The sequence below is a fragment of the Lentzea xinjiangensis genome, assembly GCF_900110955.1.
Classification (GTDB): domain Bacteria; phylum Actinomycetota; class Actinomycetes; order Mycobacteriales; family Pseudonocardiaceae; genus Lentzea; species Lentzea xinjiangensis.
Window position 1 is genome coordinate 532,763 of the sequence record NZ_FOFR01000001.1, and the last position, 14,929, is coordinate 547,691.

Annotated in this window: 12 protein-coding genes; 8 read left to right on the top strand and 4 right to left on the bottom strand. The window is 69.6% G+C overall.

The genetic code is table 11. The annotated features are described in order from the left end of the window. Positions 1-60: 60 nt before the first annotated feature. From BMW88_RS02670 to BMW88_RS02685, 4 genes are all read left to right on the top strand, one after another. On the top strand, positions 61-945 hold the full coding sequence (locus BMW88_RS02670; protein ID WP_177220916.1) for a methyltransferase domain-containing protein: 885 nt from the start codon (positions 61-63) through the stop codon (positions 943-945). Between the two features lie 105 nt (positions 946-1,050). Beyond that, entirely contained in the window at positions 1,051-2,124 is a 1,074-nt protein-coding gene (locus BMW88_RS02675) for an aldo/keto reductase (RefSeq protein ID WP_089948762.1), read from the top strand. Positions 2,125-2,223: 99 nt separating this feature from the next. Next, entirely contained in the window at positions 2,224-3,342 is a 1,119-nt protein-coding gene (locus BMW88_RS02680; RefSeq protein WP_089948764.1) for a serine hydrolase domain-containing protein, read from the top strand. Continuing rightward, the gene (locus BMW88_RS02685; protein WP_089948765.1) at positions 3,339-4,361 is read left to right on the top strand and encodes a serine hydrolase domain-containing protein; all 1,023 of its coding nucleotides are present in this window, start codon (positions 3,339-3,341) and stop codon (positions 4,359-4,361) included. Before BMW88_RS02680 ends, BMW88_RS02685 begins: the two co-directional genes overlap by 4 nt. Here BMW88_RS02685 and BMW88_RS02690 read toward each other — a convergent pair whose 3' ends face one another. Then, positions 4,362-5,273 carry a CobW family GTP-binding protein gene (locus tag BMW88_RS02690; RefSeq protein ID WP_089948767.1) on the bottom strand — a complete coding sequence of 304 codons (912 nt, stop codon included), beginning with the start codon at positions 5,271-5,273 and terminating at the stop codon, positions 4,362-4,364. Positions 5,274-5,284: 11 nt separating this feature from the next. Continuing rightward, the gene (locus tag BMW88_RS02695; RefSeq protein WP_218147978.1) at positions 5,285-5,983 is read right to left on the bottom strand and encodes a TIGR03619 family F420-dependent LLM class oxidoreductase; all 699 of its coding nucleotides are present in this window, start codon (positions 5,981-5,983) and stop codon (positions 5,285-5,287) included. A 189-nt stretch (positions 5,984-6,172) separates the two neighbouring features. Between BMW88_RS02695 and BMW88_RS02700 the strand changes: the two genes are divergently transcribed. The 3 genes from BMW88_RS02700 to BMW88_RS02710 are packed head-to-tail and all read left to right on the top strand — an operon-like array spanning position 6,173 to position 13,066. Beyond that, entirely contained in the window at positions 6,173-6,703 is a 531-nt protein-coding gene (locus BMW88_RS02700) for a hypothetical protein (RefSeq protein ID WP_089949438.1), read from the top strand. Between the two features lies 1 nt (position 6,704). After that, positions 6,705-8,630 carry a flotillin family protein gene (locus BMW88_RS02705; protein WP_089948768.1) on the top strand — a complete coding sequence of 642 codons (1,926 nt, stop codon included), beginning with the start codon at positions 6,705-6,707 and terminating at the stop codon, positions 8,628-8,630. Continuing rightward, positions 8,627-13,066 carry a DNA repair ATPase gene (locus tag BMW88_RS02710; protein ID WP_177220918.1) on the top strand — a complete coding sequence of 1,480 codons (4,440 nt, stop codon included), beginning with the start codon at positions 8,627-8,629 and terminating at the stop codon, positions 13,064-13,066. The genes BMW88_RS02705 and BMW88_RS02710 overlap by 4 nt, the downstream gene beginning before the upstream one ends. 4 nt (positions 13,067-13,070) lie before the next feature. On the opposite strand, the gene BMW88_RS41615 is transcribed toward BMW88_RS02710, so the two are convergent. Together BMW88_RS41615 and BMW88_RS02715 are read right to left on the bottom strand one after the other, a co-directional pair. Beyond that, entirely contained in the window at positions 13,071-13,583 is a 513-nt protein-coding gene (locus BMW88_RS41615; protein WP_177220919.1) for a hypothetical protein, read from the bottom strand. Positions 13,584-13,667: 84 nt separating this feature from the next. Next, entirely contained in the window at positions 13,668-14,114 is a 447-nt protein-coding gene (locus BMW88_RS02715) for a PPOX class F420-dependent oxidoreductase (protein WP_245777523.1), read from the bottom strand. Here BMW88_RS02715 and BMW88_RS02720 point away from each other — a divergent pair. After that, complete coding sequence (locus BMW88_RS02720) at positions 14,113-14,925, top strand: oxygenase MpaB family protein (protein WP_089949439.1); 813 nt, start codon at positions 14,113-14,115, stop codon at positions 14,923-14,925. The two genes, BMW88_RS02715 and BMW88_RS02720, sit on opposite strands and share 2 nt — an antisense overlap. Positions 14,926-14,929: the final 4 nt, after the last annotated feature.

The window sequence follows — 14,929 nt, forward strand, 5'->3', positions numbered from 1 at the left end:
AATTCGTGCCACCACGCGTTAGCATGTCGCGGCAACCAGGCGATCAAGGTGGGGGTCACGATGATCAAAGCGGTGCTGGCGAAGCTGAAGAACGACGGCGTGGGTGGCCTGGTCACATCCGTTCATGATCGATTCTTTCCGGCTCAGATGGCCTATTACGAGACCGTCCGGCACCTATTCCTCGACAAGGTCGGCCTGGAGATCGGCGGACCGACCCGGTGGTTCCAGCGCGGCAACCTCGTTCCCGTCTACCCCGACGCCGGGCGGATCGACAACTGCAACTTCAGCGCCGAGACGCTCTGGGAGGGTTCGATCGTCGAGGGGGCCACGTTCCGCTACGACGACCGGCACGAGCCCGGGTTCCAGTACGTCGCCGAGGCGACCGATCTGCACATGATCGCCGACGGGACCTACGACTTCGTGCTCTCCTCGCACGCCGTCGAGCACACCGCCAACCCCATCCAGGCCCTGTCGGAGTGGAAGCGCGTGCTCAAGGACCACGGGATGCTGGTGCTCATCGCCCCGCACCTGGAGGGCACCTTCGACCGGAACCGGCCGGTCACCACCCTGGAGCACATGATCTCGGACTTCGAGCGGAAGATGCCGGAGACCGACACCACGCACGTCCCGGAGATCCTCGAGCTGCACGACATGTCCCGCGACCCCGAGTGCGGCAGCCGGGCCGAGTTCGAGGCGCGGTGCGCCGACAACCTGGATGTGCGCGGGCTGCACCACCACGTCTTCGACACCGCGTCGCTGGTCGAGCTGGTGGACCACATGGGTCTGCAGATCACCGCGGTGGAGGCGTTCCGGCCGTTCAACATCGTCGTCGTGGCGCGCAAGCCGGCCGAGGGCGAGGCCGTCTCCAACGAGCGGTTCCGCGGCCCGGACAGCACCTGGCCGAGCCCGTTCCTCAGGGACCGGCGGAGCTCTGGGGCCGAGTAGCGGCGAGAGGATCGGGCAAGAAGCGGGGTGGATCGTCGTACCGGTGCCGAGCCGGGGGCGGTGAACTTGGGGCAAGCCGGAAACCGACTCCGAGGAGCCACCGAGATGCCGCTCGACCACTACGTCACCCTGGGCCGTTCGGGCCTGCGCGTCAGCCCCTTCGCGCTCGGCGCCATGACCTTCGGCGACGATCCCGGTTCCGCCGGCTGCGATGTCGAGGAGTCGGAGAAGATCCTCGGCACCTACCTGGACCGGGGCGGGAACTTCATCGACACCGCCAACTTCTACACCAACGGGCACTCGGAGAAGATCCTCGGCGACTTCTTCAAGGCCCGCGGGAACCGCGACCGGGTCGTGCTCGCGTCGAAGTTCTTCTTCAACATGCACCCCGGCGACCCCAACGGCGGCGGGGCCGGGCGCGGGTCCATCCGCAGGCAGCTCCACGAGACGCTGCGGCGGCTGGGCACCGACTACCTGGACCTCTACTGGATGCACAACTGGGACCGGAACACCCCGATCGAGGAGACGCTCAGCACCCTCGACGACCTGGTGGGATCGGGCAAGGTCGGGTACATCGGGTTCTCCAACGTGCCCGCCTGGGTCACCGCGCAGGCCCAGACGACGGCCCTGCTCAAGAGCTGGACGCCGCTGATCGCCCTGCAGGTCGAGTACTCGCTGCTGGCGCGGACGGTCGAGGGGGAGATCGCGCCCATGGCCAGGGACATGGGCATGGCGCTGGTGCCGTGGAGCCCGCTCAAGAACGGGTTCCTCAGCGGCAAGTACCGGCGCGGCGCGCAGGTCGGCGACTCGGAGCGGGCCAAGTTCGTCAGCGCGCCCACCGAGGAGGAGTTCCGGGTCATCGACGTGGTCACCGGGATCGCGGACGAGCTCGGCACGACCGCTGCCGCCGTGTCGCTGGCCTGGTTGCGGGCGCAGCCGGGCACGGTGGTGCCTATCATCGGCGCGCGGAAGCTGGAGCACCTGGAGAGCAACCTCGACGAGGTGGCGCTCACCGCGGAGCAGATCGGCAGGCTCGACGACGTCTCCCGGCCCGACCTCAACTACCCCGCGCCGCTGCACGGTGAGCTGCGGGCGATGCTGCAGTTCGCCGGCACGACGGTGGACGGCGAACGCTCGGGTGTCTACCCGCCGCTGGTGCAGAGCGACGTCCGCTACTGACGGTGGAGCCTGCTCCACCTGATCAACGGCAGTGTGCCTGACTGCGCAGGGCACCCCGGAATTGACAACCTGTCCTCACCACGGCAACGGAGGCACAGGATGAAGAAGACGCTGGTAGGGGTGCTGGCAACGGCCATGCTGTTCACCGGGACGGCCCTGGCCGCGCCGAGCGGGCAGCTGCAGAAGCAGCTCGACGGGCTCGTGCAGCAGCACGAGTTCCCGGCGGCGCTCGGCACGGTCACGGAGGCCGGTGGCAGGACCTCGGCGTACACGTCGGGAACGTCCGAAGTGGGCAAACGCGTGCCGGTGCCCAAGAACGGGCGGGTCCGCGCCGGCTCCAACACCAAGGCGTTCGTGGCCGCCGTGGTCATGCAGCTCGTGGGCGAGGGCAAGGTCGAGCTCGACAAGCCGATCAACCACTACCTGCCGGGCGCGATCAAGGACGACCGGATCACCGTGCGGCAGCTGCTCAACCACACCAGCGGGCTCGCGAACTACACGGGGCACCTGGGGCTGGAGAGGTTCGAGGAGCTGCGGCACCGCTACTTCGAGCCGCGCGAGCTGCTCGACGTCGCCAACGCCCACCCGGTGACGAACCAGCCGGGCGAGAAGTTCAAGTACAGCAACACGAACTACGTGCTGCTGGGGCTGCTGGTCCAGAAGACCACCGGGCGCCCGATCGCCGAGAACGTCGAGCAGCGGATCATCCGCAAGCTCGGCCTCGAGGACACCTACTGGCCCGGTGTCGGCGAGCAGGGCATCCGCGGCAAGCACCCGCACGGGTACGCCATGACCGGCAACGGCATCGAGGACGTCACCGAGCTCGACCCGTCGTGGGGCTGGGCGGCCGGTCAGCTCGTCTCCAGCACCAAGGACCTCAACTCCTTCTACCGCGCCCTCCTCAAGGGTGACCTCGTGCAGAAGGCGCAGCTCGAGGAGATGAAGAAGACCGTCGACACCAAGGGCGAGATGTGGCCGGGCGCCGAGTACGGCCTGGGCATCGCCAGCAGCCCGCTCACGTGCGGTGGCCGCTACTGGGGCCACGGCGGTGACATCCACGGTTACGAGACGCGGGGTGGCGTCGCGCCGGACGGCAGGGCGTTCTCCGTTGCCGTCACGGCACTTCCCGGCACCTTCCAGGACACGCCGGAAGAGGGCGACAAGGCGCACAGCGCGATGCTGGCCACTGTGGACGCTGCCCTGTGCGGTGCGAAATGATCGTCGCGGCAGCCATCACCGCTCTGTCCCTGCTCATCCCCCAGCAGCTCGACCGGATCGTCCACGAGGGCACGCCCGGCGTGGAGGCCCACGTGAACGGCCGCAACCACGTGGCGGGCAAGGCGCCGCTCAACGGGCGGGTGCGCATCGGCAGCATCACCAAGTCGTTCGTGGCGGTCGCCACGCTGCGGCTCGTCGCCGAGAACAAGGTCCAGCTCGACGAGCCGGTCAACCGGTTCGTGCCGCACATCACGGACGACCGCATCACCGTCCGCCAGGTCCTCCAGCACACCAGCGGGCTGCCGGACTACGTGCTGGCCGTCGGGGTTCCGAAGATCGCCGACATCCGGGACCGGTACTTCGAGCCGCACGAGCTGCTGGACGCCGCGCTGCGGCAGCAGCCGGCGCTCCAGCCGGGCGAGAAGTACGAGTACAGCAACACCAACTACGTCGTCGCCGGGCTGCTGGTCCAGAAGGTCACCGGCCGCCCGGTCGGCGAGGCCATCGGGGACGTCATCACCAAGGCCGGCCTGAAGGACACGTACTGGCCGGGCCAGGGCGAGCGGCAGATCCGCGGCCGCCACGCCCAGGCCTACGCGTTGAGCGACCTGCTCGACCCGAAGTCCGCGGTGGTCAACGCCACGGAGATCGAGACGTCCGCCGCGTGGACTTCCGGTGCGATGGTCTCCACCCCCGCTGACGTGGCCAAGTTCTACCGGGCGCTGCTGCAGGGCGGCCTCCTGCCGAAGGCGCAGCTCGACGAGATGCGCAAGACCGTCGCCATCGACGACAGGAGCGCGTACGGGCTCGGCCTGGAGAGCACCAAGCTGAGCTGCGGCGGAGTCTGGTGGGGCCACGGCGGCTCGATCCACGGCTGGGCGTCGCTGGGCGGGGCCACCGACAACGGCGGCCACGCCGCGATCACGCTCACCGCGCTGCCCGGCACCTTCGGCAAGGACCCGGCCAGGACGTTCCAGCAGATGTTCGACGTGATGGACACGGCCTTCTGCAAGAAGTGATCAGTCGCGGGCGTACCGGAGCACCCAGAGCATGTCCTGCTCGGTGACCGGTCCGTCCGCGACGCACGCCAGCAGCCAGTCCGTCAGCGAGTCCGGTTCGATGCCCGCCCCGATCAGCACCAGCTGAGTCGGGGCGTCGTCGACGGGCGTGAACGAGACGTAGGGGCCGACGGTGTGCAGCATGAAGGTGCCGCCGCCGAAGCGCACGAAACCCTTGGCGCGGAACAACCCCTCGGGCCGTGCGGCCAGGAAGTCCACGAACAGCTTGGGGTGCAACGGCTCATCGCACTCGAACGTCACGCTGTCGTACGAGGCGTGCGCGTGCGTGGAGTGGTCCTCCAGGTCGTCGAACGACAACTGGCGCGGCCCGAGGTCCGGCGGCCGGACCTCGAACAGCAACGCCGGGTCGATCCGGCCGTAGGACACCGGCAGCACCGGCGCCGGGCAGTCGAGCGCCGGCGGCTCGGACACCCGGTCGACCTTGTTCAGCACCACCAGGTCGGCGAGCGCCAGAGCGCGCGGAAGGTCCGGCACGGCGCCGTGCTCGACCGCGTCCACGACGTAGATCAGCCCGCCGTACGACACGCCCGAGGTCTGCAGCACCATCCTGACCAGCGCCGACGGCTCCGCGAGCCCGGACGCCTCGATCACGATGACGTCCAGGTCGGCGGAGGCCAGTTTGGCGAGCATGTCGTCCAGCTCGGTGCCGTCGACCGCGCAGCACAGGCAGCCGTTGGACAGCGTCACCATCGAGTCGACCTGGGCCGACACGGCGAACGCGTCGATGTTGACCCGCCCGAAGTCGTTCACCACGACGCCGATCCGCGTGCCGCCGGACGTGCGCAGCAGGTGGTTGAGGAGGGTGGTCTTGCCGGAGCCCAGGAAGCCGGCGAGCACGACGACGGGAATCACGACGACCGAGGTTAGCCGGTGAACTCCGCGTTGCGCTCCAGCACCTCGTCCACGGTGCCGTCGAACATCGGCGGGTGGATCACCAGCTCGTCGACGCCCAGGTCCTCGTACTCCCTGATCACCGACGCGGACAGCGGGACCTGCGCGGACACGCTGATCCGGAAGCCGTCGGGCCGCGCGGGGAACCGGGCGAGGTGGCCGCGGACGTCGGCGGGTGTCCCGATGCCGAACCAGCCGTGCGCACGGGTGACCGCCCGCCGGAAGGCCGAGGCGCTGTGCCCGCCGACCACGACCCGCACGTTGGACGGCTTGGGGTGCGCGTCCACGCCGGAGAACGACACGAACTCGCCGGAGAACGCCGGCGACGAGGCGTGCCACAGCTGGTCCATCGCGTCGAGGTACTCGTCGGTCCGGGCGCCCCGGTCGCCGAACGACACCCCGACGGCCGTCATCTCCGGTTCGAGGTAGCCGGCGCCGATGCCGAGGGTGAAGCGCCCGCCGCTCAGCAGGTCCAGCGACGCCACCTGCTTCGCGAGCACCACCGGGTTGCGCTGGGGCAGGATCACGATGCCGGTGGCGAGCTCCAGCCGGGACGTGACGGCGGCGACGTAGCTCAGGTGCGCCAGGGGGTCCACGACCACGGTGTCCGGTTCGGACGGCGACGGGTCGACCCGCGGGCTCGGCAGCACCACGTGGTCTGACGCCACCACGAGCGGTAGCCGAGTGACTCGGCCAGTTGGGTCAACCGCCGCGTCTCGTCCGGTCCGGCGGTGTCGCCGATGTCGAGTCCCTGCACCCCGATGTCCATGACGCGAGAACCATCGATCTCGGTCGATCATTCCTCGAAGTGCAACGGATTCGCCGTCTCGCGCATCAGAGTGCCGAGAAGGGGGGCGATGATGACCGATTTCCTGGCTGCCGCGCTGGCTTTCCCGACCGTGCTGTTCAGCTTGCTGGTGCTCGTGGTGCTGGCGTACTGGCTCACGGTCGCGTTGGTGGGCATGGACTTCGACGCCCCGGTGCTCCCGGTGTCGATCTCGATGTTCGTGGTGACCACGTGGTTCGCCGCGCTGGTCGGCACCGTGCTCACGCCGGAGGGGAAGCTCCGGTACGCCGTGCTCGCCGGCGCGCTGCTCGTGGGCGCGCTGCTGGCGAAGCTGCTGTCGATCCCGATGCGCAACTGGACGCGGCCGGAGAAACCGGCTTCCCGCAACGACTTCGTGGGCCGCACCGCGATCGTCCGCACGGCGCGGGTCACGGAGCACTACGGGCAGGCCGAGGTGACCGCCGACGACGGGGGCACGGCGGTCGTGCAGGTGCGAGCCGCGCGGAGCACCGAACTGCAGGCGGGACAGACCGCGCTGATCTTCGACTACGACGCGGAAGGCGAGTTCTTCTGGGTCGTGGACATCACCACCACAGGGGGCTGACATGGGTGCGATCTCAACGGGTCTGGTCGTGCTGATCGCCGTGATCGTCGTCGTGCTGATCTTGGCGACCATCACGCTGAGCCGGTTGTTCAAGAAGTGCGAGCAGGGCAAGGCGCTGATCGTCTCGAAGATGCGCAAGGTCGACGTGACCTTCACGGGCACGGTCGTCCTCCCGGTGCTGCACAGGTGCGAGACGATGGACATCTCGGTGAAGACCATCGAGATCCGCAGGGCCGGCAACGAGGGCCTGATCTGCCGCGACAACATCCGCGCGGACATCCGCATCACGTTCTTCGTGCGCGTCAACAAGACCGTCGAGGACGTCATCAAGGTCGCGCAGGCGATCGGCACCGAACGCGCGAGCCACGAGCAGACGTTGCAGGAGCTGTTCAACGCCAAGTTCTCCGAGGCGCTCAAGACCGTCGGCAAGCAGCTCGACTTCGTCGACCTCTACACCCACCGCGACGAGTTCCGCGACCGGATCGTCCAGGTCATCGGCACCGACCTCAACGGCTACAGCCTCGAGGACGCGGCCATCGACTACCTGGAGCAGACGCCGCTCAAGCAGCTCGACCCCGCGAACATCCTGGACGCGCAGGGCATCCGCAAGATCACCGAGCTGACCGCGATCGAGCACGTCAAGACCAACGAGTTCACCCGCAACGAGGAGAAGGAGATCACGCGCCAGAACGTCAGCGCGCGCGAGGCGATCCTCGAGCTCGAACGGCGCCAGGCGGACGCGGAGATCAGGCAGCGGCGGGAGATCGAGACCGCCCGCGCGCAGCAGGAGGCGGAGACGCAGAAGGTGCAGGCCGAGGAACGCCTCAAGGCCAACACCGCCTTCATCCGCACGGAGGAGCAGCTCGGCATCCAGACCGAGAACAAGGCCCGCGAGATCGCCGTGGCCGAGAAGAACCGCGAGCGCGTGATCGCCGTCGAGACCGAACGCATCGAGAAGGACCGCATGCTGGAGGTCATCGCCCGCGAACGCGAGACCGCGCTGCGCATGATCGAGAAGGACAAGGAGCTCGAGCACGAGCGCCGGGCCATCGCCGACCTGGTGCGCGAGCGGGTCGCGGTCGAGAAGACCGTGGCCGAGCAGGAGGAGAACATCAAGCGCCTGCGTGCGGTCGAGGAGGCCGAGCGCGAGCGCCAGCAGATCGTCATCATGGCGGAGGCCGAGGCGCAGCAGTCGCTGGTCAAGGACATCAAGGCGGCGGAGGCCGCGGAACAGGCCGCGCAGCACAAGGCCAGGGAGGAGGTCGTGCTCGCCGAGGCGCGCAACCAGGCCGCCGAGCTGGACACCCGCGCCAAGATCCGCCTCGCGGAGGGCACGCAGGCGGAGGCCGCGGCGAAGGGCCTGGCGGACGCTCAGGTCAAGGAACGGGACGCCGCCGCGTCCGAGGCGCTCGGCCGCGCGGAGGCCGTGGTCGACCGCGAGAAGGCGCTGGCCGACGCCGAGGGCATCAAGGAACGCCTCAAGGGCGAGGCGGAAGGCCTGTCGCACAAGGCGGAGGCGATGGCCGCGCTCGACACCGCGACCCGCGAGCACGAGGAGTACCGGCTGCGCCTGGAGGCCGAGAAGGAGATCCGCCTCAAGGGCATCGACGTGCAGCGCCAGATCGCCGAGGCGCAGGCGATGGTCCTGGCCGCGGGCCTGGAGAAGGCCGACATCGACATCATCGGTGGCGACGCGGTGTTCTTCGACAAGATCGCCGGCGCCATCACCGCGGGCAAGCAGGTCGACGGGTTCGTCGGCGGCTCGGACGTGGTGCAGGCGCTGGGGGCCAAGTGGATGGACGGCTCCGCGAGCTTCCCCGAGGACCTGACCAAGATCCTCAGCTCCTTCACCACGGGTGACGCGCAGAACATCGCCGCCGCCATCGCGCTCACCCAGATGGCCAAGAACAACGGCCAGCCCGCATGACGACGTCCACTCCACCCGGGCTGGACGCCGGCGCGTACGAGGTGCTGCGGGCGCGGCTGGCCGACCAGGCCGGCGCGCTCGCCCGCAGCACCGAGGCGCTGAACGCCCGGCGCGTCGAGACGTTCGGCAGCACGGCGTTCGAACTCGTCGCCACCGAGCGCGTCCGCACCGAGAACAACTGCGTGCCGCGCGACATCGTGGCACTCGGCGACGTGATGCTGTTCGGCTACAACGTGTTCATGGGCCTCAAGCCCGAGACGGCGGTCAGCGACGTCTTCGCGGTGCACGACAGGGACTTCGGCGCGGTCGAGGCGGAGTTCCTGCGGGACCCCGGGTTCCGCAGCGACTTCGCCGAGCTGTACCGGTACTACCGCGAGACCAGGCTGCTCCAGCTCCGGGTCGTCGAGTCGCGGCTGCTCGCGGTGTTCCAGACCGGCGCGCGAATCGAGGACATCCGCGTCCTGCGCTGGGACGTCAAGGTCGACGGCACGGTCACCTACGTCGACAACCGCGGCGACCGCGACCACGTCTTCCCGCCCTCGCACGACTTCACGTGGGTCGAGACGACCCGCGAGCAGCACGTGCTCGGCAGGCACCCGCACATCGCGATCGACGACGAGGTCTTCGTCGAGACCGTCGGCGGCACGCTGACCGTCAAGGTCGAGAACAACACCGAGTCCGGCGAGGGCGTCTACTCCGAGCCCGTCGACGAACCGCTGCAGAGCCTCGCGGACGCCGACGTGCACTACGCCCGCGTCGGCCCGCTGGTCCTGCTGCGCATCCTGCCGTACAAGGAAACGGCGTGGCGGCACCTGGTCTTCAACACCCGCACCAAGGCCGTGGCGCGGCTCGACGGCATCGGCCAGGCCTGCCAGCGGCTGCCGGAGGACCAGGGGATCATCTTCCCCGGCGGCTACTACCTCGTCACGGGCGGGGAGAAGACGTTCGACGTCGACACGGACGACCTGGAGTTCGAGCGGGTGGTCCGGTCCGCGAACGGCGAGGACGTGCTGTACGTCTTCCACGCCCGCCGCGAGGGCCGCAGCCTGCTGCTGCCCTACAACGTGATCCGCAAGGAGGTCGCGACACCGCTGGTGTGCCACGGCTACTCGCTCTTCGCCGACGGCACGCTGGTGATCTTCCGGGAGACCGGCTCCGAGGCCGTGCGCGTCCACCCGATGCAGGTGTGGCGCACGCCGTTCCTCGCCGACGAGGTGCTGCCGGAGCAGGCCGGTCCGCTCGCCCGCATCGGCAACGCCGAGCTCGTGCGCGGCATCTCGGACTGCCTGTCCATCACCAGGACGGTCGCCGGGACGACGCCGAGCACGCCGGTGTTCGAGAGCCTGATCGCGTTGTGCACCAGGGTGGTCGACGGCGTGCACTGGCTCGACGAGCTGGGGCTCAAGCAGGACGTCCAGGCCATCCGGGCCACCGCCGAGCAGGTGCTGGACGAGTTCGAGGCAGTGCGCGCGCTCACCGAGCACGCCGCCGGGCAGCTCGGCCAGGCCGCGGAGAAGCTCGCCTCGCTCATCAGGCTCGCCAGGTCGGCCGCACCGCGCAGCGCCGACGAGTGGGTGCGGCTGCTGGCCGACCTGCGTTCCGCCCAGGGCCGCCTGATCACCCTGAGGGATCTGAGGTACGTCGACCTGGAGGAGATCGACCGGCGGGAGGCCGAGCTGGTCGAGGAGCTCGGCGCGGCCGCGCGCAGAGCCGTCGAGTTCCTCAGCGCTGAGGGCGCGTTCTCCGCCTACCACGAGGAGATCGAGCAGATCGCCGCCGCGGAACTGAGGACCGCGGCGGAGGCGGAGCCGTTGCGCGAACGCCTCGCGCGGCAGCAGGCCGGGCTGGAGGTGCTGACCGAGGTGGTCAGCACGCTCGACGCCGCCGACACGACCACCCGCACGGCGATCCTCGCGAGCATCGGCGAGGTGCTGGCCGCGGTCAACCGTGCACGGGCCGCTGTGGACGGTCGTCGCGCGCTGCTCGCGAACGCCGAGGGCCGCGCCGAGTTCGCCGCCGAGTTCGCGTTGCTGGGCCAGGCCATCACCGGCGCGCTGTCGGTCGCGGACACCCCGCAGCGCTGTGCCGACCAGCTCGGCCGGCTGTTGCTGCAACTGGAGAACCTGGAGTCGCGGTTCGGGGAGTTCGACGACTTCCTCGCGCAGGTGGACGCCAAGCGCACGGACGTCTACGAGGCGTTCTCGGCGCGCAAGCAGACCCTGCTCGACGAGCGGGCGCGCAAGGCCGACCGGCTGGTGCAGTCGGCGGAACGGGTGCTCGGCACGATCCGCCGCCGCGTCGGCAAGCTCACCTCGACCGACGAGATCAACACCTACTTCGCCGGCGACCCGATGGTCGCCAAGGTCCGCACCGTCGCCGGGCAGCTCCGCGAGCTCGGCGACGTGCGGGCGGACGAGCTCGACGCGGGTCTGCGCGATGCCCGGCAGGAGGGAGGCCGGGCACTGCGCGACCGGGCCGATCTGTACGACGGCGCGTCGATCGTGCTCGGTCGTCACCGCTTCCCGGTGACGACCGAGCCGGTGGACCTCACGCTGGTGCCGCGCGACGGCCGGATGTTCTACGCGGTGACGGGCACCGACTACCGCGGTGAGGTCACCGATCCGGCGTTCGCCGCGACGAAGCCGTTCTGGGACCAACTCCTGGTCTCCGAGACGCAGGACGTCTACCGGTCGGAGCACCTCGCCGGCTGCCTGCTCGCCGAGGGCCGCGCGGACGTCGCGGACGCCGCGGCCGAGCGGTACGACGAGGGCTACGAGAGGGGCGTCCACGACCACGACGCCGAGAAGATCCTCGCCGTCCTGCTCCGGCTGCACGCCGGAGCCGGGTTGCTGAGGTACCCGCCGGCGGCACGGGCCGCGGCGCAGATCTTCTGGTCGGAGCAGCCGGAGGAGCGGCGGGCGGTGTGGGCGCGCAAGGCCGAGTCGCTCGCCCGTGCCCGCACGATCTTCGGGGGAACCCACGGGATCGCGGAGCTGACCGCGCAGTTCGGCATCGACGACCTGGCCGCGGAGTACCTGTTCGAGGAACTGGCCTGCGAGCCCAGGGGCTTCGTCACGAGCAAGGCCGCCCGCGCGGTGATCGACAGGTTCCACGCGGTCGTGGCGGAGGACCTGCGCGACCGCGACCTCATCGAGGCGTGGCTGCGGGCGTTCCTCGGCGAGGAGGACTGCCCGGAGTTCCCCGAGGTCGTCGCGGTCCTGCTCACCGACCTGCCGCGCTACGACTCGAGCGCCGCGCTGACCGGGACCGCCACGGGCCTGCTCGGCACGCACCCCAGGATCGAGAACCGGACGATGCAGGTGCGCCTGGACGAGACCCTCACCAGGCTCAGGAGGTTCGCCACCGAGCAGGTGCCCGCGTTCCGCGCCTACCAGCGCCGGCGCGACGAGCTGCTGGCCGCGGAACGCCGCAGGCTCCGGCTCGACGACTATCGGCCCGCGGTGCTGAACACGTTCGTGCGCAACAGGTTGCTCAACGAGGTCTACCTGCCGTTGATCGGCGACAACCTCGCGAAGCAGCTCGGCGACGGCACCGGCCTGCTGATGCTGATCTCCCCGCCCGGCTACGGCAAGACGACGCTGATGGAGTACGTCGCGAACCGGCTGGGCATGGTGTTCGTCAAGGTCAACGGTCCGGCGCTGGGCACCGGCGTCACCTCGCTCGACCCGCAGGAGGCCCCGAATGCCACCGCCCGCCAGGAGGTCGAGCGGATCAACTTCGCGTTCGCCCTGGGCAGCAACGTTCTGCTGCACCTCGACGACATCCAGCACACATCACCTGAGCTGCTGCAGAAGTTCATCTCGCTGTGCGACGCACAACGACGCGTTGACGGGGTCTGGGACGGCGAGGCACGCACGTTCGACCTGCGGGGCAAGCGCTTCGCGGTGTCGATGGCGGGCAACCCGTACACCGGCACCGGCCGCGCGTTCCGCGTCCCGGACATGCTGGCGAACCGCGCGGACGTGTGGAACCTCGGTGACGTGCTGTCCGGTCGCGAGGACCTCTTCGCGTTGAGCTACCTGGAGAACGCGTCCGGCTCGAACCCGACCCTCAACGGCGTCGACGTGGAACCGTTGGTGCGCCTGGCGAACGGCGAGAACGTGCGCCACGGGCACCAGGGCGCCGAGCTGGAGCGGATGCTGTCCGTGGTCGGCAAGCTGCGGCGGATCCAGGAGGTCGTGCTGGAGGTCAACCGGCACTACATCGCGTCGGCGGCGAGCGGCGGCTCGTTCCTGTTGCAGGGCAGCTACCGCAACATGAACCGGATGGCGGCGAGGGTCGTGCCGGCGATGAACGACGACGAGGTCGAGGCGTTGATCGACGACCACTACCTCGGCGAGGCCCAGCTGCTCGGCGCGCTGGCGGAGGCGAACCTCGGCACGCTGCGGGAGCTGAAGGCCCGCTCGCGCGCCTGATCCGCTAGTCGTCGCAGGCCAGCTCGAACCCGTCCCGGCCACGGCCGTCCTTGCCGCGCGCTTCGGCCTGGGGCGGGCTGCTCTTCAGGAAGTCGCAGAACGCCTTGGCGTCGAGCGGCCACTCCAGGCACCGGTCGAAGCCCTGGTCCTTGACGAGCTTCCGGTCGCAGCGCAGCAGGTCGAACAGGCTGGGTGGCCGCGGCTTCGCCGGCGGCGCCGCGGACGTCGGGTCGGGCTTCTGACGTGGAAGTGACTGCGCGACCACGGTCGGTGACGGTGGCGGTGGCAGCGGCGGTGGCGGAGGAGGCGGTGGCGAAGGCGGCAACAGCGCGGAACCGACGGCGGAGACGGTCGTCGTGGCGGTCGCGGTGACGACCTCGGGCGAGGGGGGCGGCGGGGCGACCAGGCGGATGTCCACCGGCTTGTCCGGCGGTGCCGCGAACAGCCCGGCGATCAAGGCCGCGCCCGTCACCGCCACCGCGACCGTGCCGTAGCCGCGGCGTCTGCCACCAGTCATCGCTTCCGCTCCCCAGGTCGGCCTGCCGGTCGCCGCCGTCCCCGTGGAATCGTTTCACCCGCTAACGGTGTTACGTGCTCGGCCTCACCCCGTCCGGTCCGGACCCGCGCCGGTGAGGGACACGCGCAGGATGACGCGCTGCTCGCGCTGCATCGCGGCCCGGTACTCGTCCCAGTCGTCGTGCTCGCCGGAGATGGTCCGGTAGTACTTGACCAGCAGGTCCATCGCCTCGGGCAACGGCACGACCGTCGCCGTTCCGCTGATTTGGATCCATCGGCCGAAGAAGCTGTCCGGCAGCACGCAGAGCCAGACGTTCGGGTCGCGTTGGACCTGCTTCGTCTTGTACGCCGTCGCTCGCGTGGAGACGAGCACGTCGCCGTTGTCGTCCAATGCGACGAGCACCGGCGACATGGCCGGTGTGCCGTCCGACTTCAACGCGCAGAAGACCGCTCGGTGCTGGCTGCGGAGCACGTCCCGTGCCTGGTCCAGTTCCATGGCCTTCATCTTCGCGAGGCGGGACGATGTCCGCATGCTCGATCCGAACTCCGTGAGCTGGCAGATGCACGCCGATCCGACGATGTGGATCGCCGGGATCGCGAGTCTCTACCTCCAGGCACTGCACCCCAAGGCCGTCGCCGGGGTCGTGCAGAACTCGAACTTCCAGGCGGACCCGCCGGGCAGGCTGAAGCGGACGGCGGACTTCGTCGGGCTCGGCGTCTACGGCACCGACGAGGAGATCGCGCGGGCGGCGGCACGGGTGCGCGCGACCCACCGGAGCCTGCGCGGTGTCGTCGACGGCAGAACGTTCCGCGTCGACGAGCCCGAGCTGCTGCTGTGGGTGCATTGCTCGGAGGTTTACTGCTTCGAAACAGTTCTCGACCGGGCGGGGTACGGACTGTCGGACCGGCAGAAGGACCTCTACTACGCGGAGCAGAGGTTCGCCGCCAGTTTGGTCGGGCTCCACCCGGACGAAGTGCCGGGATCGCGGCGCGAGATGGCGGGCTACTTCGAACGGACGCGTCCGGATCTGCGTCGGACAGCCGATTCCGACGTGATCTACGACTTCTTGCACGGCCCGCCTGTCAGGGGTCCGCTGCGCCACGGCCTGCCGCTGTACCGGGTGCTGGTGGGCCACCTGGCGTACTCGGTGTTGCCCGGTTGGGCCCTCGAACTGCACGGCCGTGCGCCGTACGCGCACGCCGACCGTTGGCTGCGGATCATGCGCCGAGCTGCGCTTCTGGTGCCTGGGAAGATCAGGCGGCTGGCCCCTCCAGGACACCTCAGGCGTGCGATCGAACGGGAGGGCCGACAGGTGACACCCAGCCGGACGAAGCTGCCGTAGTTGT